At 42.0% G+C, this 20,985-nt stretch carries 36 protein-coding genes and 1 pseudogene; all 37 read left to right on the forward strand.

The features are described from left to right. Position 1 precedes the first annotated feature (1 nt). The 37 genes and pseudogenes from HC660_RS00690 (at position 2) to rplQ (ending at position 20,977) form a co-directional block, all read left to right on the forward strand. A complete protein-coding gene (locus HC660_RS00690; protein ID WP_010332766.1) occupies positions 2-250 on the forward strand; it encodes a 50S ribosomal protein L7ae-like protein in 249 nt (82 codons plus the stop codon). Between the two features lie 114 nt (positions 251-364). Continuing rightward, positions 365-781, forward strand: a complete 417-nt coding sequence (gene rpsL / locus HC660_RS00695) for a 30S ribosomal protein S12 (RefSeq protein WP_003156445.1) — start codon at positions 365-367, stop codon at positions 779-781. A 41-nt stretch (positions 782-822) separates the two neighbouring features. Continuing rightward, positions 823-1,293 (forward strand): 30S ribosomal protein S7, encoded by a 471-nt coding sequence (gene rpsG, locus HC660_RS00700; RefSeq protein WP_003225784.1) that lies wholly within the window; start codon positions 823-825, stop codon positions 1,291-1,293. Positions 1,294-1,345: 52 nt separating this feature from the next. Continuing rightward, positions 1,346-3,424, forward strand: a complete 2,079-nt coding sequence (gene fusA / locus HC660_RS00705; RefSeq protein WP_010332767.1) for an elongation factor G — start codon at positions 1,346-1,348, stop codon at positions 3,422-3,424. 119 nt (positions 3,425-3,543) lie between these two features. Then, positions 3,544-4,734 carry an elongation factor Tu gene (tuf, locus tag HC660_RS00710; protein WP_010332768.1) on the forward strand — a complete coding sequence of 397 codons (1,191 nt, stop codon included), beginning with the start codon at positions 3,544-3,546 and terminating at the stop codon, positions 4,732-4,734. A gap of 83 nt (positions 4,735-4,817) precedes the next feature. Continuing rightward, complete coding sequence (locus HC660_RS00715) at positions 4,818-5,756, forward strand: alpha/beta fold hydrolase (protein WP_168746776.1); 939 nt, start codon at positions 4,818-4,820, stop codon at positions 5,754-5,756. Positions 5,757-6,015: 259 nt separating this feature from the next. Continuing rightward, positions 6,016-6,324, forward strand: coding sequence for a 30S ribosomal protein S10 (gene rpsJ, locus HC660_RS00720; protein ID WP_003156464.1), 309 nt, complete (start codon positions 6,016-6,018; stop codon positions 6,322-6,324). Positions 6,325-6,363: 39 nt separating this feature from the next. Further along, positions 6,364-6,993, forward strand: coding sequence for a 50S ribosomal protein L3 (rplC, locus tag HC660_RS00725; protein ID WP_168746777.1), 630 nt, complete (start codon positions 6,364-6,366; stop codon positions 6,991-6,993). Between the two features lie 27 nt (positions 6,994-7,020). After that, a complete protein-coding gene (gene rplD / locus HC660_RS00730) occupies positions 7,021-7,644 on the forward strand; it encodes a 50S ribosomal protein L4 (RefSeq protein ID WP_168746778.1) in 624 nt (207 codons plus the stop codon). Then, a complete protein-coding gene (gene rplW / locus HC660_RS00735; protein ID WP_003225793.1) occupies positions 7,644-7,931 on the forward strand; it encodes a 50S ribosomal protein L23 in 288 nt (95 codons plus the stop codon). The genes rplD and rplW overlap by 1 nt, the downstream gene beginning before the upstream one ends. A 31-nt stretch (positions 7,932-7,962) precedes the next feature. Continuing rightward, positions 7,963-8,796 carry a 50S ribosomal protein L2 gene (rplB, locus tag HC660_RS00740; RefSeq protein ID WP_010332771.1) on the forward strand — a complete coding sequence of 278 codons (834 nt, stop codon included), beginning with the start codon at positions 7,963-7,965 and terminating at the stop codon, positions 8,794-8,796. A gap of 57 nt (positions 8,797-8,853) precedes the next feature. Continuing rightward, on the forward strand, positions 8,854-9,132 hold the full coding sequence (gene rpsS, locus HC660_RS00745) for a 30S ribosomal protein S19 (protein WP_003156472.1): 279 nt from the start codon (positions 8,854-8,856) through the stop codon (positions 9,130-9,132). 16 nt (positions 9,133-9,148) lie between these two features. After that, complete coding sequence (rplV, locus tag HC660_RS00750) at positions 9,149-9,490, forward strand: 50S ribosomal protein L22 (RefSeq protein WP_168746779.1); 342 nt, start codon at positions 9,149-9,151, stop codon at positions 9,488-9,490. Between the two features lie 3 nt (positions 9,491-9,493). After that, entirely contained in the window at positions 9,494-10,150 is a 657-nt protein-coding gene (gene rpsC, locus HC660_RS00755) for a 30S ribosomal protein S3 (protein ID WP_010332773.1), read from the forward strand. A 1-nt stretch (position 10,151) separates the two neighbouring features. Next, a complete protein-coding gene (rplP, locus tag HC660_RS00760; protein ID WP_003225801.1) occupies positions 10,152-10,586 on the forward strand; it encodes a 50S ribosomal protein L16 in 435 nt (144 codons plus the stop codon). Next, positions 10,576-10,776: a 50S ribosomal protein L29 gene (gene rpmC / locus HC660_RS00765; protein ID WP_003156482.1), complete on the forward strand. Its 201-nt coding sequence runs from the start codon at positions 10,576-10,578 to the stop codon at positions 10,774-10,776. The genes rplP and rpmC overlap by 11 nt, the downstream gene beginning before the upstream one ends. Positions 10,777-10,798: 22 nt before the next feature. After that, the gene (gene rpsQ, locus HC660_RS00770) at positions 10,799-11,062 is read left to right on the forward strand and encodes a 30S ribosomal protein S17 (protein ID WP_003178345.1); all 264 of its coding nucleotides are present in this window, start codon (positions 10,799-10,801) and stop codon (positions 11,060-11,062) included. A gap of 41 nt (positions 11,063-11,103) precedes the next feature. Next, positions 11,104-11,472 carry a 50S ribosomal protein L14 gene (gene rplN / locus HC660_RS00775; RefSeq protein WP_003225805.1) on the forward strand — a complete coding sequence of 123 codons (369 nt, stop codon included), beginning with the start codon at positions 11,104-11,106 and terminating at the stop codon, positions 11,470-11,472. 36 nt (positions 11,473-11,508) lie between these two features. Further along, entirely contained in the window at positions 11,509-11,820 is a 312-nt protein-coding gene (gene rplX / locus HC660_RS00780) for a 50S ribosomal protein L24 (RefSeq protein ID WP_003156486.1), read from the forward strand. Positions 11,821-11,845: 25 nt separating this feature from the next. Then, positions 11,846-12,385 carry a 50S ribosomal protein L5 gene (rplE, locus tag HC660_RS00785; protein WP_010332775.1) on the forward strand — a complete coding sequence of 180 codons (540 nt, stop codon included), beginning with the start codon at positions 11,846-11,848 and terminating at the stop codon, positions 12,383-12,385. A 22-nt stretch (positions 12,386-12,407) separates the two neighbouring features. Continuing rightward, a complete protein-coding gene (gene rpsN, locus HC660_RS00790; protein WP_003156488.1) occupies positions 12,408-12,593 on the forward strand; it encodes a 30S ribosomal protein S14 in 186 nt (61 codons plus the stop codon). A gap of 31 nt (positions 12,594-12,624) precedes the next feature. After that, positions 12,625-13,023: a 30S ribosomal protein S8 gene (gene rpsH, locus HC660_RS00795; RefSeq protein ID WP_010332776.1), complete on the forward strand. Its 399-nt coding sequence runs from the start codon at positions 12,625-12,627 to the stop codon at positions 13,021-13,023. 30 nt (positions 13,024-13,053) lie between these two features. Further along, positions 13,054-13,593 carry a 50S ribosomal protein L6 gene (rplF, locus tag HC660_RS00800; protein WP_010332777.1) on the forward strand — a complete coding sequence of 180 codons (540 nt, stop codon included), beginning with the start codon at positions 13,054-13,056 and terminating at the stop codon, positions 13,591-13,593. A gap of 32 nt (positions 13,594-13,625) precedes the next feature. Further along, a complete protein-coding gene (rplR, locus tag HC660_RS00805) occupies positions 13,626-13,988 on the forward strand; it encodes a 50S ribosomal protein L18 (RefSeq protein ID WP_010332778.1) in 363 nt (120 codons plus the stop codon). A gap of 24 nt (positions 13,989-14,012) precedes the next feature. Then, entirely contained in the window at positions 14,013-14,513 is a 501-nt protein-coding gene (gene rpsE, locus HC660_RS00810; RefSeq protein ID WP_003156493.1) for a 30S ribosomal protein S5, read from the forward strand. Positions 14,514-14,526: 13 nt separating this feature from the next. Then, positions 14,527-14,706, forward strand: coding sequence for a 50S ribosomal protein L30 (gene rpmD / locus HC660_RS00815; RefSeq protein WP_003156497.1), 180 nt, complete (start codon positions 14,527-14,529; stop codon positions 14,704-14,706). Positions 14,707-14,736: 30 nt separating this feature from the next. Next, positions 14,737-15,177, forward strand: a complete 441-nt coding sequence (gene rplO / locus HC660_RS00820; protein ID WP_003225819.1) for a 50S ribosomal protein L15 — start codon at positions 14,737-14,739, stop codon at positions 15,175-15,177. Between the two features lies 1 nt (position 15,178). After that, the gene (gene secY / locus HC660_RS00825; RefSeq protein WP_010332779.1) at positions 15,179-16,474 is read left to right on the forward strand and encodes a preprotein translocase subunit SecY; all 1,296 of its coding nucleotides are present in this window, start codon (positions 15,179-15,181) and stop codon (positions 16,472-16,474) included. Positions 16,475-16,528: 54 nt separating this feature from the next. Next, positions 16,529-17,182: an adenylate kinase gene (locus HC660_RS00830; protein WP_010332780.1), complete on the forward strand. Its 654-nt coding sequence runs from the start codon at positions 16,529-16,531 to the stop codon at positions 17,180-17,182. After that, on the forward strand, positions 17,179-17,925 hold the full coding sequence (gene map, locus HC660_RS00835) for a type I methionyl aminopeptidase (protein ID WP_168746780.1): 747 nt from the start codon (positions 17,179-17,181) through the stop codon (positions 17,923-17,925). The genes HC660_RS00830 and map overlap by 4 nt, the downstream gene beginning before the upstream one ends. A gap of 64 nt (positions 17,926-17,989) precedes the next feature. After that, positions 17,990-18,270, forward strand: a pseudogene (locus HC660_RS20940) (KOW domain-containing RNA-binding protein). Next, positions 18,248-18,466, forward strand: coding sequence for a translation initiation factor IF-1 (infA, locus tag HC660_RS00845; RefSeq protein WP_003156508.1), 219 nt, complete (start codon positions 18,248-18,250; stop codon positions 18,464-18,466). The pseudogene HC660_RS20940 and the gene infA overlap by 23 nt, the downstream one beginning before the upstream one ends. Positions 18,467-18,498: 32 nt before the next feature. After that, positions 18,499-18,612: a 50S ribosomal protein L36 gene (rpmJ, locus tag HC660_RS00850; RefSeq protein WP_003156543.1), complete on the forward strand. Its 114-nt coding sequence runs from the start codon at positions 18,499-18,501 to the stop codon at positions 18,610-18,612. A 22-nt stretch (positions 18,613-18,634) separates the two neighbouring features. Then, positions 18,635-19,000, forward strand: coding sequence for a 30S ribosomal protein S13 (rpsM, locus tag HC660_RS00855; protein ID WP_003156545.1), 366 nt, complete (start codon positions 18,635-18,637; stop codon positions 18,998-19,000). Positions 19,001-19,020: 20 nt separating this feature from the next. After that, positions 19,021-19,416 (forward strand): 30S ribosomal protein S11, encoded by a 396-nt coding sequence (rpsK, locus tag HC660_RS00860; protein WP_010332782.1) that lies wholly within the window; start codon positions 19,021-19,023, stop codon positions 19,414-19,416. A 176-nt stretch (positions 19,417-19,592) separates the two neighbouring features. Beyond that, a complete protein-coding gene (locus HC660_RS00865) occupies positions 19,593-20,537 on the forward strand; it encodes a DNA-directed RNA polymerase subunit alpha (RefSeq protein ID WP_010332783.1) in 945 nt (314 codons plus the stop codon). A gap of 77 nt (positions 20,538-20,614) precedes the next feature. Continuing rightward, the gene (rplQ, locus tag HC660_RS00870; protein WP_003225836.1) at positions 20,615-20,977 is read left to right on the forward strand and encodes a 50S ribosomal protein L17; all 363 of its coding nucleotides are present in this window, start codon (positions 20,615-20,617) and stop codon (positions 20,975-20,977) included. Positions 20,978-20,985 lie beyond the last annotated feature (8 nt).

Here is a 20,985-nt window from a genome sequence, read left to right on the forward strand (position 1 = left end):
TATGTCTTATGATAAAGTATCACAGGCCAAATCAATTATTATTGGTACGAAGCAAACAGTGAAAGCTCTAAAACGAGGTTCAGTAAAGGAAGTAGTCGTTGCAATAGACGCAGATCCTATTCTTACGTCAAGTGTAATAACACTAGCGAAAGATCAAGGGATTGCTGTCTCAATGGTTGAATCCATGAAAAAGCTCGGCAAAGCCTGCGGAATTGAAGTAGGAGCAGCAGCTGTTGCCATTATGTTATAACGTACTTTTTGTTTTTGCGTGAGATTTATTCTTGTGTAAAGACATTGTTTTTTGCCTATTGATGAACCACCTGGGTATGTGGGTTATAAAACGTAATGAAGGGAGGAACAAAACATGCCTACAATTAATCAGCTAATTCGCAAAGGACGCGTGAGTAAAGTAGAAAACTCAAAGTCTCCTGCACTTAACAAAGGATACAACAGCTTTAAAAAAGAGCACACTAATGTATCTTCTCCACAAAAACGCGGGGTATGTACTCGTGTTGGTACAATGACACCGAAAAAACCGAACTCAGCACTTCGTAAATATGCTCGTGTTCGTTTAACTAACGGAATTGAGGTTACTGCCTACATTCCTGGTATCGGTCACAACCTGCAAGAGCACAGTGTTGTACTTATCCGCGGCGGACGTGTAAAAGACTTACCAGGGGTACGTTACCACATCGTTCGTGGTGCGCTTGACACTGCTGGAGTTGAAAACCGTGCGCAAGGCCGTTCTAAATACGGTACGAAACGTCCTAAAGCAAAATAATAAACGAATAAACGTATAATTTGAGAAGGGAGGATATTCAGATGCCACGTAAAGGTCCTGTAGCAAAAAGAGACGTTTTACCTGATCCGATTTACAACTCTAAGCTTGTATCTCGTCTAATCAACAAAATGATGATCGACGGTAAAAAAGGTAAGTCTCAAACAATCCTATACAAGTCATTCGATATCATTAAAGAACGTACTGGCAATGATGCAATGGAGGTTTTCGAACAAGCATTGAAAAACATCATGCCTGTACTTGAAGTAAAAGCACGCCGTGTAGGTGGTGCGAACTACCAAGTTCCTGTAGAAGTTCGTCCTGAACGTCGTACTACTCTTGGACTTCGCTGGTTAGTTAACTACGCTCGTCTTCGCGGAGAAAAAACGATGGAAGAGCGTTTAGCTAACGAAATCCTTGACGCAGCTAACAACACTGGTGCTGCTGTTAAGAAACGTGAAGATACTCATAAGATGGCTGAAGCAAACAAAGCATTTGCTCACTATCGTTGGTAGGATTTATATACTAAAAAACACAATTTCCCAATAAGGAAGGAGAAATTACCCAATGGCAAGAGAGTTCTCCTTAGACAAAACTCGTAATATCGGGATCATGGCTCACATTGATGCCGGTAAAACGACTACTACAGAACGTATCTTGTTCTATACTGGTCGTATCCACAAAATTGGTGAAACTCATGAAGGAGCTTCACAAATGGACTGGATGGAGCAGGAACAAGAGCGTGGTATCACAATCACTTCCGCTGCGACAACTGCACAGTGGAAAGGATACCGCGTAAACATCATCGATACTCCAGGACACGTAGACTTCACAGTTGAAGTTGAACGTTCTCTTCGTGTACTTGATGGTGCTGTTGCTGTACTTGACGCACAGTCTGGCGTTGAGCCTCAAACAGAAACTGTTTGGCGTCAAGCAACAACTTACGGAGTACCGCGTATCGTTTTCGTTAACAAAATGGACAAAATCGGTGCAGACTTCCTTTACTCTGTAGGAACTTTAAGAGATCGTCTTCAAGCTAACGCTCATGCAATTCAATTGCCGATCGGTGCTGAAGACAACTTCGAAGGTATCATTGATCTAGTAGAAAACGTTGCGTATTTCTACGAAGATGACCTTGGAACTCGTTCTGACGCGAAAGAAATCCCTGAAGAGTACAAAGAGCAAGCTGAAGAGCTTCGCAACAGCCTCATTGAAGCTGTATGTGAGCTTGATGAAGAGCTTATGGACAAATACCTTGAGGGTGAAGAAATCACTATTGACGAGTTAAAAGCAGGTATCCGTAAAGGTACATTAAATGTTGAATTCTACCCTGTTCTTGTTGGTTCTGCCTTCAAAAACAAAGGTGTTCAATTAGTACTTGATGCTGTTCTTGACTACCTTCCTGCACCAACAGACGTTGCTGCAATCAAAGGTATACGTCCTGATACAAATGAAGAGATTGAGCGTCACTCTTCTGATGAAGAGCCATTCTCTGCACTAGCATTCAAAGTTATGACTGACCCTTACGTTGGTAAGCTGACGTTCTTCCGTGTGTACTCTGGAACACTTGATTCTGGTTCATACGTGAAAAACTCAACTAAAGGCAAACGTGAGCGTGTTGGACGTATCCTTCAAATGCACGCCAACAGCCGTGAAGAAATCTCTACTGTATATGCAGGAGATATCGCAGCTGCTGTAGGTCTAAAAGATACTTCTACTGGAGATACTCTATGTGATGAAAAGGATCTAGTTATCCTTGAATCAATGGAATTCCCAGAACCAGTTATCGACGTTGCAATTGAGCCTAAATCAAAAGCTGACCAAGATAAAATGGGTATCGCTTTAGCAAAACTTGCTGAAGAGGATCCAACTTTCCGTACTCAAACAAACCCGGAAACTGGTCAGACAATCATCTCTGGTATGGGTGAGCTTCACCTTGATATCATTGTTGATCGTATGAAGCGTGAATTCAAAGTAGAAGCTAACGTTGGTGCTCCTCAAGTTGCGTACCGTGAAACATTCCGTTCCGGTGCAAAAGTTGAAGGTAAATTCGTACGTCAGTCTGGTGGACGCGGTCAGTTCGGTCACGTTTGGATTGAATTCGAACCAAACGAAGAAGGCGCTGGCTTTGAATTCGAAAATGCGATTGTCGGTGGGGTTGTTCCTCGTGAATACATCCCAGCTGTTCAAGCAGGTCTAGAAGATTCACTTGAAAATGGTGTATTAGCTGGATTCCCGCTTATCGACATTAAAGCAAAACTTTTTGATGGATCTTACCATGATGTTGACTCAAACGAAATGGCGTTTAAAGTTGCTGCTTCTATGGCATTGAAAAATGCAGTCAGCAAATGTAACCCAGTTCTTCTTGAACCAATCATGAAAGTAGAAGTGGTTATTCCTGAAGAATACATGGGAGACATCATGGGTGATGTTACTTCTCGTCGCGGACGCGTAGAAGGTATGGAAGCTCGCGGTAACGCGCAAGTTGTTCGTGCGATGGTTCCTCTTGCTGAAATGTTCGGTTACGCTACTGCCCTTCGTTCTAACACGCAAGGTCGCGGTACGTTCACTATGCACATGGATCACTACGAAGAAGTGCCGAAGAGCATTGCTGAAGAAATTATCAAAAAAAATAAAGGCGAATAATTGATTTTGCCTCTTAACTCAAGTATAACTACTATTGTAAGATGAGGAAGTGAAAGCTTTCTTTCACTTCCTATCACTCTATACATTACTAATTAAAAGCTCTTAAGGAGGATTTTAGAATGGCTAAAGAAAAATTCGACCGTTCCAAATCACATGCCAATATCGGCACAATTGGACACGTTGACCATGGTAAAACAACTTTAACTGCTGCTATCACAACAGTACTTCATAAGAAATCTGGTAAAGGTACAGCTATGGCGTACGATCAAATTGATGGTGCACCAGAAGAACGTGAGCGCGGTATCACAATCTCTACTGCACACGTTGAGTATGAAACTGAAACTCGTCACTATGCACACGTTGACTGCCCAGGACACGCTGACTATGTTAAAAACATGATCACTGGTGCTGCGCAAATGGACGGAGCTATCCTAGTAGTATCTGCTGCTGATGGCCCAATGCCACAAACTCGTGAGCACATCCTTCTTTCTAAAAACGTTGGTGTACCATACATCGTTGTATTCTTAAACAAATGCGACATGGTAGACGACGAAGAGCTTCTTGAACTAGTTGAAATGGAAGTTCGCGATCTTCTTAGCGAATATGACTTCCCTGGTGATGATGTACCAGTTATCAAAGGTTCTGCTCTTAAAGCTCTTGAAGGAGATGCTGAGTACGAAGCTAAAATCTTCGAACTTATGGATGCAGTTGATGAGTACATCCCAACTCCAGAACGTGACACTGAAAAACCATTCATGATGCCAGTTGAGGACGTATTCTCAATCACTGGTCGTGGAACAGTTGCTACTGGACGTGTAGAACGCGGACAAGTTAAAGTCGGTGACGAAGTTGAAATCATCGGTCTTCAAGAAGAAAACAGCAAAACAACTGTTACTGGTGTTGAAATGTTCCGTAAGCTTCTTGATTACGCTGAAGCTGGAGACAACATTGGAGCCCTTCTTCGTGGTGTAGCTCGTGAAGATATCCAACGTGGTCAAGTACTTGCTAAACCAGGTACAATCACTCCACACAGCAAATTCAAAGCTGAAGTTTACGTTCTTTCTAAAGAAGAGGGTGGACGTCACACTCCATTCTTCTCTAACTACCGTCCTCAGTTCTACTTCCGTACAACTGACGTAACTGGTATCATCCATCTTCCAGAAGGCGTAGAAATGGTTATGCCTGGAGATAACACTGAAATGAACGTTGAGCTTATCTCTACAATCGCTATCGAAGAAGGAACTCGTTTCTCTATTCGTGAAGGCGGACGTACTGTTGGTTCAGGCGTTGTTTCTACAATCACTGAGTAATAGTATATTGAAAACGAGGCCCTTTGGGTCTCGTTTTTTTTGTTTTATAATAAAGGTTTATCCTATTTGAGGAGCTATGGGTTATGAGTGAAAACACATCAATTTCTTTCATGAAAGAACTGAGAATCGATAATACGAAGCAAATGCTCATGATCAATGGAAATGATATATCGAACCCATTGCTGCTTTTTTTACATGGTGGACCCGGAGCATCCCAAATCGGATTTATCAGGAACTTTCAAAGGGAACTGGAACAGCACTTTACAGTTGTAAATTGGGACCAGAGGGGTTCAGGTCTTTCCTATACTAAACAAATTCCACAAAGTTCAATGACAATCAGTCAAATCATTAAAGACACGATTCAAGTTACTGAATGGCTCTTAGATCATTTTTCAAAAACAAAAGTGTACCTTGCAGGACACTCCTGGGGTTCGCTGCTGGCTCTTCATGTACTGCAAGAGAGGCCGGATCTTTTTCACGCTTACTATGGAATCAGTCAGGTCACTAATACTAAGCTAGAAGAAAAAATGGCCTATCATTCTGTATGCAAGACAAATCGCTTTCTATCATTAACCTTAGGTTTACTTGGCCCGCCACCTTGGAATAAGAAGATTCATCATTTCATCTTTCGAGTCTGCATTGAATTGAGCAGGGGAGGATTCACTCATCATCGCCGACACATTCTTACAGTATTGTGTCAGTTGCTTGCTGGCAATGAGTATGGATTAAAAAACATCTTTCGTTTCATCAGGGGACATCGTTTCAGTGCGAAGAATTTATCTGATGATTTACATCGTTTTAATGCTTTTAAATCAGTTTCTTCTATTAAAGTACCGTGTTTCTTCATTTCAGGCAGTCATGATTTGATCGTTCCTGCTGAAATATCGAAACAGTATTATCGATTTGTTGATGCTCCTGAAAAGCACTGGCATTATTTTAAAAACTCCGCCCACACGCCGCATATCGAGGAGCCTTCATTATTTGCCAATACTCTGAGTAAACACGCAGTGTACCACTTATAATAGAAGAAAATTCCCTTATTCACTCGCTTCTTGATAAATAAGAAAAACACATGTATAATACTAAAAGTGTGCAAATCATGCATATTCTAAATAAGTCTTGCAACATACGTCTATTTTCTGTATAATGGTGTATGTTGGTCTTTGACTGCGATGAAGTGAGAGGTTGCTGACACACCCGGCCGCTTTGCCATGGCAAGGTGTTCAGGTTTTTCTCACGGAGAACTGTCTAACGTGAAGTAGGCGAAAAGGAGGGAAAATAATGGCAAAACAAAAAATTCGTATTCGTTTGAAAGCATATGATCATAGAATCCTTGATCAATCTGCAGAGAAGATTGTTGAAACGGCAAAACGTTCTGGTGCCAGCGTATCTGGTCCGATTCCGTTGCCAACTGAAAAATCAGTTTACACAATCCTGCGTGCGGTGCACAAATACAAAGATTCTCGTGAGCAATTTGAAATGCGTACACATAAACGTTTAATCGACATTGTGAACCCAACACCACAAACTGTTGATGCACTCATGCGATTAGACTTACCATCTGGTGTCGATATTGAAATTAAACTTTAATTCTAAAATATAGAATGATCTTAATAGGAGGTGTGACGAATGACCAAAGGAATCTTAGGAAGAAAAATTGGTATGACGCAAGTATTCGCTGAAAATGGTGATCTTATTCCGGTAACTGTTATTGAGGCTGCTCCGAACGTTGTTCTTCAAAAGAAATCAGCTGAAAACGATGGCTACGAAGCAATCCAGCTTGGTTTTGACGACAAGCGTGAAAAGCTTTCTAACAAACCTGAAAAAGGACACGTTGCAAAAGCGGAAACTGCTCCTAAGCGCTTCGTAAAAGAATTACGCGGAGTGGAAATGGATGCGTATGAAGTTGGTCAGGAAGTCAAGGTTGAAATTTTCTCTGCTGGAGAAATTGTAGATGTAACAGGAGTATCTAAAGGTAAAGGTTTCCAAGGTGCAATCAAGCGCCACGGACAATCTCGCGGACCTATGTCTCACGGTTCACGCTACCACCGTCGTCCTGGTTCAATGGGACCTGTAGATCCTAACCGTGTATTCAAAGGTAAATTATTACCTGGACGTATGGGCGGAGAGCAAATCACTGTTCAAAACCTTGAAGTCGTAAAAGTTGATGCAGAACGCAATCTTCTTTTGATCAAAGGTAACGTACCTGGTCCGAAAAAATCTTTAATCACTGTTAAAAGTGCTGTTAAATCTAAATAACTCTCTTAGGAAAGGAGGAAATTGATCATGCCAAAAGTAGCATTATACAACCAAAACGGTTCTACTGCTGGTGACATCGAATTAAACGCTTCTGTATTTGGAATTGAGCCAAATGAAAGTGTTGTATTCGACGCTATTCTTATGCAAAGAGCTTCCTTACGTCAAGGATCTCATAAAGTAAAAAATCGTTCTGAAGTACGCGGCGGAGGTCGTAAACCATGGCGTCAAAAAGGTACTGGACGTGCCCGTCAAGGTTCTATCCGTTCACCGCAATGGCGCGGAGGTGGTGTCGTATTCGGCCCAACACCACGCTGCTATTCTTATAAATTACCTAAAAAAGTTCGCCGCTTGGCAATCAAATCAGTATTGTCTTCTAAAGTGAACGACAACAATATCATCGTTCTTGAAGATCTTACTCTTGATACGGCTAAAACAAAAGAAATGGCAGCTATCCTTAAAGGGTTATCTGTTGAGAAAAAAGCTTTAATCGTAACTGCGGATGCTAACGAAGCAGTAGCTTTATCTGCTCGCAACATTCCTGGAGTTACTGTAGTTGAAGCGAACGGAATCAACGTTTTAGACGTTGTCAACCACGAGAAGCTTCTGATTACAAAAGCAGCGGTTGAAAAAGTAGAGGAGGTGCTTGCATAATGAAAGATCCTCGTGATGTTCTAAAGCGCCCCGTCATTACTGAACGTTCGGCTGATTTAATGGCTGAAAAGAAATATACTTTTGAAGTTGATGTAAGAGCTAACAAAACAGAAGTGAAAGACGCGGTTGAAAGCATCTTTGGTGTGAAAGTTGACAAAGTCAACATCATGAACTACAAAGGTAAATCAAAACGTGTCGGACGCTACACTGGTATGACTAGCCGTCGCAGAAAAGCGATCGTGAAACTTACTGCAGACAGCAAAGAAATCGAAATTTTTGAAGCTTAATTATCTGTAAAAAGAAGGAGGGAAATTCAAAATGGCGATTAAAAAGTATAAACCGACCTCTAATGGACGTCGTGGCATGACAACTTCAGATTTTGCTGAAATCACGACTGACAAGCCGGAAAAATCCTTGCTTGCTCCCCTTCACAAAAAAGGCGGACGTAACAACCAAGGTAAATTGACTGTACGTCACCAAGGTGGCGGACATAAACGCCAATACCGTGTTATCGATTTTAAACGCGATAAAGATGGTATACCTGGACGCGTTGCTACAGTTGAATACGATCCAAACCGTTCAGCTAACATCGCTCTAGTCAACTATGCAGACGGAGAAAAACGTTACATTCTTGCTCCTAAAGGAATTCAAGTGGGTACTGAAATCATGTCAGGTCCAGAAGCTGACATCAAAGTAGGTAATGCATTACCACTTATCAACATCCCTGTTGGTACAGTTGTGCATAACATTGAATTAAAACCTGGTAAAGGCGGACAGCTTGTACGTTCAGCTGGTACATCTGCTCAGGTCCTTGGTAAAGAAGGCAAATACGTTCTTGTACGTCTTAACTCTGGAGAAGTTCGCATGATTCTTTCTGCTTGCCGTGCTTCTATCGGTCAAGTAGGTAACGAACAGCATGAACTTATCAACATTGGTAAAGCTGGACGTTCTCGCTGGAAAGGCATCCGTCCAACAGTTCGTGGTTCTGTAATGAACCCTAACGATCACCCACACGGTGGTGGTGAAGGACGTGCGCCAATCGGACGTAAATCACCAATGTCTCCATGGGGCAAACCAACTCTTGGATTCAAGACACGTAAGAAAAAGAACAAATCTGATAAATTTATCGTACGTCGTCGTAAAAATAAATAACGGGGTTGTCTACGGTTCATATCGGACCGTAGTGCAATCACGAAGGGAGGTTCCAAAATGGCTCGCAGCTTGAAAAAAGGACCATTTGTCGATGGACACTTGATGACAAAAATCGAGAAATTAAATGAAACTGACAAGAAACAAGTCGTTAAAACTTGGTCTCGTCGTTCTACTATTTTCCCACAGTTTATTGGTCACACAATCGCAGTCTATGACGGACGTAAACACGTGCCTGTATTCATCTCTGAAGATATGGTAGGGCACAAGTTGGGTGAATTCGCTCCAACTCGTACGTACAAAGGTCATGCTAGTGATGACAAAAAAACAAGACGCTAAGAGAGGAGGCTTTTAAATGCAAGCTAAAGCTGTTGCAAGAACAGTCCGTATTGCTCCTCGTAAAGCACGTCTAGTAATGGACCTGATTCGAGGCAAGCAAGTAGGTGAAGCAGTGTCAATCTTGAACCTAACACCGAGAGCTGCTTCTCCAATTATCGAGAAAGTATTAAAATCCGCTATTGCAAATGCTGAGCATAACTACGAAATGGACGTTAATAGCCTGGTTATTACTCAAGCATTCGTTGACGAAGGCCCTACGTTAAAAAGATTCCGCCCACGTGCTATGGGACGTGCGAGCCAAATCAACAAACGTACGAGCCACATTACAATCGTTGTATCAGAAAAGAAGGAGGGATAAGTAGTGGGTCAAAAGGTAAATCCAGTCGGTCTTCGTATCGGAGTCATTCGTGATTGGGAATCTAAGTGGTACGCTGGTAAAGATTACGCTGACTTCCTGCACGAAGATTTAAGAATTCGTGAATACATTAGCAAACGACTTTCTGACGCTTCTGTTTCTAAAGTTGAAATCGAACGCGCAGCAAATCGTGTTAACATTACGATCCACACAGCTAAGCCTGGTATGGTTATCGGTAAAGGCGGTTCTGAAGTTGAAGCACTTCGTAAAGCCCTTAACAGCCTAACTGGCAAGCGTGTACACATTAATATTCTTGAAATCAAAAGAGCAGATCTTGATGCACAGCTAGTTGCTGACAACATCGCTCGTCAATTAGAAAACCGTGTATCTTTCCGCCGTGCGCAGAAGCAACAAATCCAACGCACAATGCGTGCTGGAGCACAAGGTGTGAAAACAATGGTTTCTGGTCGTCTTGGCGGTGCAGATATCGCTCGTTCTGAATACTACAGTGAAGGAACTGTTCCATTGCACACATTACGTGCGGACATTGACTATGCAACATCTGAAGCTGACACTACTTATGGTAAGCTTGGTGTGAAAGTCTGGATCTATCGTGGAGAGGTTCTTCCTACTAAGAAGAAAACTGAGGAAGGAGGAAAATAATATGTTATTACCTAAACGCGTTAAATATCGCAGAGAGCATCGCGGAAAAATGCGTGGCCGTGCGAAAGGCGGTACTGAAGTACATTTCGGTGAGTTCGGTATCCAAGCTTTAGAAGCTTCTTGGATCACTAACCGTCAAATCGAAGCTGCCCGTATTGCGATGACTCGTTACATGAAACGTGGCGGTAAAGTTTGGATCAAAATTTTCCCTTCTAAACCTTACACTGCTAAACCACTAGAGGTACGTATGGGATCCGGTAAAGGGGCTCCAGAAGGTTGGGTAGCTGTTGTAAAACCGGGCAAAGTTTTATTTGAAATTTCTGGTGTGTCTGAAGAGGTTGCTCGTGAAGCGCTTCGTCTTGCATCTCACAAATTGCCAATTAAAACGAAGTTCGTAAAACGTGAAGAAATTGGTGGTGAATCAAATGAAAGCTAATGAAATTCGTGACCTTACCACTGCTGAAATTGAACAAAAAGTAAAGTCTCTTAAAGAAGAACTTTTCAATCTTCGCTTTCAATTAGCGACAGGACAACTTGAAAATACTGCTCGCATTCGTGAAGTGCGCAAAGCTATCGCGCGCATGAAAACTGTGATTCGTGAAAGAGAAATTGCTGCTAATAAATAATCACTGAGGGGAGGTCGTGAGCATGAGCGAACGTAACCAACGCAAAGTTTACCAAGGCCGTGTTGTTTCTGACAAAATGGATAAAACCATCACTGTTGTTGTTGAAACATACAAGAAACATTCACTTTACGGTAAACGCGTAAAATACTCAAAGAAATTCAAAGCACATGATGAAAATAATCAAGCGAAAATCGGTGACATCGTAAAGATCATGGAAACTCGTCCATTGTCTGCAACTAAACGTTTCCGTCTAGTTGAAGTTGTCGAAGAAGCTGTTATTATCTAATAAAGTTCGGAATTCTTCTTTCCGAAGGGAGGTAACAAAAAATGATTCAACAAGAGACTCGTTTAAAAGTAGCTGACAACTCTGGCGCACGTGAAGTACTTACTATTAAAGTTCTTGGTGGTTCTGGTCGTAAAACAGCTAATATTGGTGATGTAATTGTTTGCACGGTTAAACAAGCAACACCAGGAGGCGTTGTCAAAAAAGGTGAAGTCGTAAAAGCTGTTATCGTTCGCACTAAAAGTGGAGCGCGCAGAAGTGACGGTTCATACATCAGCTTCGATGAGAATGCATGTGTTATCATCCGTGACGACAAGAGCCCGCGTGGAACTCGTATCTTCGGACCAGTTGCTCGTGAATTGCGTGAAAACAACTTTATGAAAATTGTTTCTCTAGCTCCAGAAGTTATCTAATGAAATAAATGCCTTACTCAAGGAGGTGCGATCAGGATGCATGTAAAAAAAGGCGATAAAGTTATGGTTATCTCTGGTAAAGATAAAGGTAAACAAGGAACAATCCTTGCTGCTTTCCCTAAAAAGGACCGCGTTTTAGTTGAAGGTGTTAACATGGTAAAGAAACACTCTAAACCAACTCAAGCTAACCCTCAAGGCGGTATTTCTAATCAAGAGGCGCCAATTCATGTATCAAACGTTATGCCGCTCGATCCTAAAACAGGTGAAGTGACTCGCGTAGGATACAAAGTGGAAGATGGCAAAAAAGTTCGTGTGGCAAAAAAATCTGGGCAAGTTCTAGATAAATAGTATTAAAGGAAGGGAGGTCTATCTCATGAACCGCCTTAAAGAAAAGTACAATAAAGAAATTGCACCTGCTTTAATGACTAAGTTCAGCTATGACTCAGTTATGCAAGTGCCTAAAATTGAAAAAATCGTAATCAACATGGGTGTTGGTGATGCTGTTCAAAACGCAAAAGCAATCGACAGTGCTGTTGAAGAATTAACGTTTATCGCAGGTCAAAAACCTGTCGTTACTCGTGCGAAGAAATCAATTGCTGGATTCCGTCTTCGTGAAGGAATGCCTATCGGTGCGAAAGTAACTCTTCGCGGAGAGCGCATGTATGATTTCCTTGATAAACTTATTTCTGTATCTTTACCGCGTGTGCGTGACTTCCGTGGGGTTTCTAAAAAATCTTTCGACGGTCGCGGTAACTACACACTTGGTATTAAAGAACAGTTAATCTTCCCTGAAATTGACTACGATAAAGTAACAAAGGTTCGCGGAATGGACATCGTTATTGTAACGACTGCTAATTCTGATGAAGAGGCTCGTGAGCTATTAACTCAAGTAGGTATGCCGTTCCAGAAATAATCAATGAAAGGGAGGCGAAATCGTGGCTAAGAAGTCAATGATTGCGAAACAACAACGTACACCAAAGTTTAAAGTACAAGAGTACACTCGCTGTGAACGCTGCGGACGTCCGCATTCAGTCATTCGTAAATTTAAACTTTGCCGTATTTGTTTCCGTGAGCTTGCATATAAAGGACAAATTCCTGGCGTGAAAAAAGCCAGCTGGTAATCCCCAAGAAAGGGAAGGAGGTAATTATATAATGGTTATGACAGATCCAATTGCAGATATGCTGACTCGTATTCGTAATGCAAACATGGTACGTCATGAGAAGCTTGAAATTCCTGCTTCTAAATTGAAAAGAGAAATTGCTGAAATTTTAAAGCGTGAAGGTTTCATTCGTGACGTTGAGTTCGTAGAAGACAGCAAACAAGGTATCATCCGCGTTTTCTTGAAATACGGACAAAACAACGAGCGCGTAATCACTGGTCTTAAAAGAATCAGCAAACCTGGTTTGCGTGTTTATGCTAAATCTAATGAAGTACCTCGTGTACTTAACGGTCTTGGAATCGCAATTCTTTCTACATCACATGGCGTTTTAACGGACAAAGAAGCCCGTGCAAAACAAGCTGGTGGAGAAGTATTAGCATACGTTTGGTAAAAAAGTTTAACATGAATGGAGGTGTTTGGTATGTCTCGTGTAGGTAAGAAGCTACTTGAGATTCCTTCTGATGTTACAGTAACGTTAAATGATAACAATACTGTAGCTGTGAAAGGACCAAAAGGAGAATTAACTCGTACGTTTCACCCTGATATGGAGATTAAAATAGAGGACAATGTGCTTACAGTCGCTCGTCCTTCTGATCAAAAAGAGCACCGTGCCCTGCATGGTACAACTCGCAGTCTGCTTGGCAACATGGTGGAGGGCGTATCTAAAGGATTTGAAAGAGGTTTGGAATTAGTCGGTGTCGGTTACCGTGCGTCTAAATCCGGAAATAAACTTGTTTTAAACGTTGGATACTCTCACCCTGTTGAGATCGTCCCTGAGGAAGGCATCGATATCGAAGTTCCTTCTCAAACGAAAGTAGTCGTTAAAGGTACAGACAAAGAACGCGTAGGAGCTATTGCTGCTAACATTCGCGCTGTCCGTTCTCCAGAGCCTTACAAAGGTAAAGGAATCCGCTACGAAGGTGAAGTTGTTCGCCGTAAAGAAGGTAAATCTGCTAAGTAAGATCGCTTAAAGTGAAGAAAGGAGTGACCTAGATGATTACGAAAACTAGCAAAAATGCTGCTCGTCTTAAAAGACACGCTCGTGTTCGCGCTAAACTTTCTGGTACTGCTGAAAGACCGCGTCTGAACGTTTTCCGTTCAAACAAGCACATTTACGCTCAAATCATCGATGATGTAAATGGTGTAACACTTGCTAGTGCATCTACTCTCGATAAAGACTTGAACGTTGAAAGCACTGGAGATACTTCAGCTGCTGCTAAAGTTGGAGAATTAGTTGCAAAACGCGCTGCTGAAAAAGGCATTTCTGACGTAGTATTTGACCGTGGCGGATACTTATACCATGGACGTGTAAAAGCTTTGGCTGATGCCGCTCGTGAAGCTGGACTTAAATTTTAATAAAAGAAGGAGGGACACATGATTATGCGTCGTATTGACCCAAGCAAATTAGAGTTAGAAGAACGCTTAGTTACGGTTAACCGCGTAGCGAAAGTTGTTAAAGGTGGTCGTCGTTTCCGCTTCGCAGCTCTAGTCGTTGTCGGTGACAAAAACGGACACGTAGGATTCGGTACTGGTAAAGCGCAAGAAGTACCAGAAGCAATCCGCAAAGCTGTTGAAGATGCGAAAAAGAATTTAATTGAAGTACCAATGGTTGGAACTACAATTCCACATGAAATCATCGGACGTTTCGGTGCAGGTAACATCTTGTTAAAACCTGCTTCTGAAGGTACTGGAGTTATCGCTGGAGGCCCTGTACGTGCGGTACTTGAGCTTGCTGGCGTAGCTGACATCCTTTCTAAGTCTCTAGGTTCTAACACACCGATCAACATGATTCGTGCAACACTTCAAGGCTTAAGTGAACTTAAGCGCGCTGAAGAGGTTGCGAAGCTTCGTGGAAAATCTGTAGAAGAACTGTTAGGATAAGGAGGGAATATTAATGGCTAAATTAGAAATTACCCTCAAACGAAGTGTAATCGGTCGCCCGGAAGATCAACGCGTTACTGTGAGAACACTTGGTTTAAAGAAAACAAACCAAACTGTTGTTCATGAAGACAACGCTGCGATTCGTGGTATGATTAATAAAGTATCTCATTTAGTTTCTGTTAAAGAACAATAAAAATAATTGATCGGATAAGGAGGTGTCCTAATGAAACTTCATGAATTAAAACCTTCAGAAGGTTCACGCAAAACGCGTAATCGCGTAGGTCGTGGTATTGGTTCTGGCAACGGTAAAACAGCTGGTAAAGGTCACAAAGGTCAAAACGCTCGTTCTGGCGGCGGTGTACGCCCAGGGTTCGAGGGGGGACAAATGCCTTTATTCCAACGTCTTCCTAAACGCGGCTTTACTAACATTAACCGTAAGGAATACGCTGTAGTCAACCTAGACAAATTGAACGGTTTTGCAGAAGGAACGGAAGTCACTCCTGAACTTCTTCTTGAGACTGGTGTTATAAGCAAACTTAATGCAGGAGTAAAGATTCTTGGCAACGGTAAATTAGAGAAAAAATTAACTGTAAAAGCCAATAAATTCTCTGCTTCTGCGAAAGAAGCTGTTGAAGCTGCTGGCGGTACAGCTGAGGTGATCTAACTTGTTTAAAACAATCTCCAACTTTATGCGTGTGAGTGATATCCGGAATAAAATCATATTCACTTTACTCATGCTTATCGTCTTTCGCATAGGTGCGTTTATTCCTGTGCCGTATGTTAACGCTGATGTGTTACAGGCACAGTCTCAAATGGGTGTATTTGATCTTCTTAATACATTTGGCGGCGGTGCGCTTTACCAATTCTCTATTTTCGCAATGGGGATTACTCCTTATATCACAGCTTCAATCATCATCCAGCTGCTTCAGATGGATGTTGTGCCGAAGTTTACAGAGTGGTCTAAGCAAGGTGAAGTTGGCCGCCGTAAATTGGCTCAGTTCACAAGATACTTTACGATTGTCCTTGGATTTATCCAAGCGCTGGGTATGTCATACGGATTTAACAATTTAGCTAATGGATTGCTAATTGAAAAATCCGGCGTATCCACATATCTGATTATCGCTTTAGTACTCACTGGCGGAACTGCCTTTTTAATGTGGCTTGGGGAACAAATCACATCTCATGGAGTAGGCAACGGAATATCGATCATTATCTTCGCGGGGATTGTATCTAGTATTCCGAAAACGGTTGGACAAATATATGAGACTCAATTTGTCGGCAGCGACGATCAGCTGTTTATTCATATTGTGAAAGTCGCTCTTCTTGTGATTGCGATTTTAGCAGTTATTGTTGGAGTTATTTTCATTCAGCAAGCCGTACGGAAAATTGCGATTCAATATGCTAAAGGCACAGGTCGTTCACCTGCTGGCGGAGGTCAGTCTACACACCTTCCATTGAAAGTGAATCCTGCCGGGGTTATTCCTGTAATCTTTGCGGTTGCGTTTTTAATAACGCCGCGTACGATCGCGTCATTCTTTGGAACAAACGATGTGACAAAGTGGATTCAAGCCAACTTTGACAATACACATCCGGTGGGTATGACTATATATGTTGCGTTAATTATTGCCTTTACGTACTTTTATGCTTTTGTCCAGGTTAATCCTGAACAAATGGCTGATAACCTTAAAAAACAGGGTGGCTATATCCCGGGGGTTCGTCCAGGGAAAATGACTCAAGATAGAATTACGAGCATTTTGTATCGACTTACGTTTGTGGGTGCTTTATTCTTAGCCGTGATTTCCATTCTTCCTATCTTTTTCATTCAATTCGCTGGATTGCCTCAAAGTGCACAAATTGGCGGAACATCTTTGTTAATTGTTGTCGGGGTAGCCTTGGAGACAATGAAACAACTAGAAAGCCAGTTGGTGAAACGAAACTACCGTGGATTTATGAAAAACTAGAGGAAATGGATTTATCCATTCCCTCTTAATTAAGAGAGGACGGGGGAAATCCGAATGAACTTAGTCTTAATGGGGCTTCCTGGTGCCGGTAAAGGTACACAGGGCGAACGAATTGTTGAGGATTATGGAATACCTCACATCTCAACAGGAGATATGTTCCGTGCTGCTATGAAAGAGGAAACATCACTCGGACTCGAAGCAAAATCTTATATTGATAAGGGAGAGCTCGTACCTGACGAAGTCACAATTGGAATTGTCAAAGAAAGACTTGGCAAAGATGATTGTGAAAGAGGTTTTCTTCTGGACGGATTTCCGCGAACAGTCGCTCAAGCCGAAGCTCTTGAAGAAATTCTTGAAGAATATGGCAAGCCGATTGATTATGTCATTAACATTAAAGTTGATAAAGATTCTTTAATGGAACGTCTGACTGGACGCAGAATTTGCAGTGTTTGCGGCACAACCTATCATTTAGTATTTAATCCGCCGAAAACGCCGGGTGTTTGTGATAAAGACGGAGGCGAACTCTATCAACGGGCAGATGATAATGAGGAAACAGTCTCTAAACGGCTTGAGGTAAACATGAAGCAGACTCAGCCTTTACTCGATTTCTATTCTGAGAAAGGTTATCTTGTAAACGTGAATGGCCAGCAGGACATTCAAGATGTTTATGCAGATGTGAAGGATCTTCTTGGAGGATTAAAAAAATGATTATCTGTAAAACCCCTCGTGAACTTGGTATCATGCGGGAAGCAGGGCGAATCGTGGCTTTGACTCATGAAGAGTTAAAAAAGCACATTAAACCAGGAATCTCGACAAAAGAATTGGATCAAATTGCCGAACGTTTTATTAAGAAGCAGGGTGCAATCCCATCTTTTAAGGGGTATAATGGGTTTCGCGGGAGCATTTGCGTATCAGTGAATGAAGAACTCGTTCACGGCATTCCTGGCAGCAGGGTGCTGCGTGACGGTGACATCATCAGTATTGATATCGGTGCTAAATTAAATGGTTATCATGGTGACTCTGCATGGACATATCCGGTAGGAACCATCAGCGATGATGATAAAAAACTTCTGGAAGTGACAGAGGAATCTTTATATAAAGCCTTGCAGGAAGCAAAACCAGGTGAACGTTTGTCGAATATTTCCCACGCAATACAAACGTATGTCGAAAATGAGCAGTTTTCAGTTGTTAGGGAGTATGTCGGACATGGTGTTGGTCAAGACTTGCATGAGGACCCGCAAATCCCTCATTACGGTCCGCCCAACAAAGGACCACGGCTCAAACCTGGCATGGTTCTCGCTATTGAACCTATGGTGAACGCTGGCAGCCGCTATGTGAAAACTTTGGCTGATAACTGGACGGTTGTAACGGTAGATGGGAAAAAGTGTGCTCATTTTGAACATACAATTGCGATTACGGAAACGGGTTTTGATATACTGACAAAGGTCTAGATGATAACATCATTCCGAAAGCAGATGTTTTTCCGGCTTGATAGGGCAGAAGGTTCGGTTTAACATTGGCAGGAACGAATTCATCTTGCCATTTTCGGTGGAATTGTTGATCATCATGTACTAATAGCAGACGGAGAAAAGCGTACATTTCATTCTCCTAAGAAAAAGAATATCAATCATTTTACCCTTTATGATTGCGTATCTCCGGAAGTTCAGAACAGTATAAACGAAACAGGGCGTGTGACAAACGGAAAACTGAGATTTTCTCTTTTGAAATTTGTCAGAAAGCAAGTTACTGATTTGAAGAAGGGAGAACACTTGAATGGCGAAAGACGATGTAATTGAAGTGGAAGGTACGATAGTTGAAACATTGCCAAACGCGATGTTCAAAGTTGAACTCGAAAATGGACACACTGTTTTGGCTCACGTATCTGGTAAAATCCGCATGCACTTCATTCGCATTTTACCTGGAGACAAAGTTACGGTAGAATTATCTCCATATGACTTAACTCGTGGCAGGATTACGTACCGTTACAAATAAGCACTCCGGAAACTGAAGGAGGTTGGAAACACATGAAAGTGAGACCATCAGTTAAACCAATCTGCGAAAAATGTAAAGTTATTCGCAGAAAAGGAAAAGTAATGGTGATCTGTGAAAATCCAAAGCATAAACAAAAACAAGGATAATTTATAAGGAGGTGCCCAGAGAATGGCTCGTATTGCTGGTGTAGATATCCCACGTGACAAACGTGTTGTTATTTCTTTAACATATGTCTTCGGAATTGGCCGCACAACGGCTCAGCAAGTCTTGAAAGAGGCTGGTGTTTCAGAAGATACTCGTGTGCGTGATCTTACTGAAGAAGAACTTGGTAAAATCCGTGATGTTATTGACAAACTGAAAGTAGAAGGTGACCTTCGCCGTGAAGTTTCTCTTAACATTAAGCGTCTGATCGAAATCGGAAGCTACCGCGGAATCCGCCATCGCAGAGGTTTGCCTGTTCGCGGACAAAACTCTAAAAACAATGCGCGTACTCGTAAAGGTCCGCGTCGTACTGTAGCTAACAAGAAAAAATAAGTAAGGGAGGTACCTAAACAATGGCTGCTGCTCGTAAATCTAACACGCGTAAACGTCGCGTGAAAAAGAATATTGAGTCTGGAATTGCTCATATTCGTTCAACTTTCAATAACACGATCGTTACGATCACTGACACTCATGGTAATGCTCTTTCTTGGTCTAGTGCCGGAGCTCTAGGATTCAGAGGTTCTCGTAAATCTACTCCTTTTGCTGCGCAAATGGCTGCAGAAACAGCTGCTAAAGGTTCAATCGAACATGGACTTAAAACTCTTGAGGTTACTGTTAAAGGCCCTGGTTCAGGTCGTGAAGCTGCTATCCGTGCGCTTCAAGCTGCTGGATTAGAAGTCACTGCTATCAGAGACGTAACTCCTGTTCCTCATAACGGATGCCGTCCACCAAAACGTCGCCGCGTGTAATTTGTTTGTATAGATTTTGTGTCCCTGTCAATAATGGGTTATGATACAGTTATTTATTAAACGAATGCACCGACTCGTTGCCTGAGCACATACGGGACTAAACAATGGGGAATTTCGGATGGAATCTCATATGATTCTATTCGAGGTTTCGACGTTTTGAAGGAGGGTTTTAAGTAATGATCGAGATTGAAAAACCAAAAATCGAAACGGTTGAAATCAGCGACGATGCCAAATTTGGTAAGTTTGTCGTAGAGCCACTTGAGCGTGGATATGGTACAACTCTGGGTAACTCCTTACGTCGTATCCTCTTATCCTCACTCCCTGGTGCCGCTGTAACATCAATCCAGATAGATGGTGTACTGCACGAATTCTCGACAATTGAAGGCGTTGTGGAAGATGTTACAACGATTATCTTAAACATTAAAAAGCTTGCATTGAAAATCTACTCTGATGAAGAGAAGACGCTAGAAATTGATGTACAGGGTGATGGAACTGTAACAGCAGCTGATATTACACACGATAGTGATGTAGAGATCTTAAATCCTGATCTTCATATCGCGACTCTTGGTGAGAATGCGAGTTTCCGAGTTCGCCTTACTGCTCAAAGAGGACGTGGGTATACGCCTGCCGACGCAAACAAAAGAGACGATCAGCCTATCGGCGTGATTCCGATCGATTCAATCTATACGCCAGTTTCTCGTGTATCTTATCAAGTAGAGAACACTCGTGTAGGCCAGGTTGCAAACTATGACAAACTTACACTTGATGTTTGGACTGATGGAAGCACTGGACCAAAAGAAGCAATTGCGCTTGGTTCAAAGATTTTAACTGAACACCTTAATATATTCGTTGGTTTAACTGACGAAGCTCAGCATGCTGAAATCATGGTTGAAAAAGAAGAAGATCAAAAAGAGAAAGTTCTTGAAATGACGATTGAAGAACTAGATCTTTCTGTTCGTTCTTACAACTGCTTAAAGCGTGCGGGTATCAACACGGTTCAAGAGCTTGCGAACAAGACGGAAGAAGATATGATGAAAGTTCGTAATCTAGGACGCAAATCACTTGAAGAAGTGAAAGCGAAACTAGAAGAACTTGGACTCGGACTTCGCAAAGACGATTGACTAGTTTCCCTTGTGAACTAGGATTTTCGTGTGTTTATAATTCAGAAAAAGCATTCCAATAAAGGAGGGGACATCATATGTCATACAGAAAACTAGGACGTACGAGTGCACAGCGTAAGGCTATGCTTCGTGATCTTACAACTGATTTGATCATCAATGAAAGAATCGAAACAACTGAAACACGTGCGAAAGAACTTCGCTCTGTAGTTGAAAAAATGATCACGCTTGGCAAACGCGGTGATCTTCACGCTCGCCGTCAAGCTGCTGCATACATCCGCAACGAGGTTGCTAACGAAGAAAATAACCAAGATGCACTTCAAAAATTATTCTCTGACATTGCAACTCGTTACGAGGAGCGCCAAGGTGGATACACACGTATTATGAAGCTTGGTCCTCGCCGTGGTGACGGAGCACCAATGGCAATTATCGAATTGGTTTAATCACATAT

Source organism: Bacillus mojavensis (assembly GCF_012648005.1).
GTDB classification, from domain to species: Bacteria; Bacillota; Bacilli; order Bacillales; family Bacillaceae; genus Bacillus; species Bacillus mojavensis.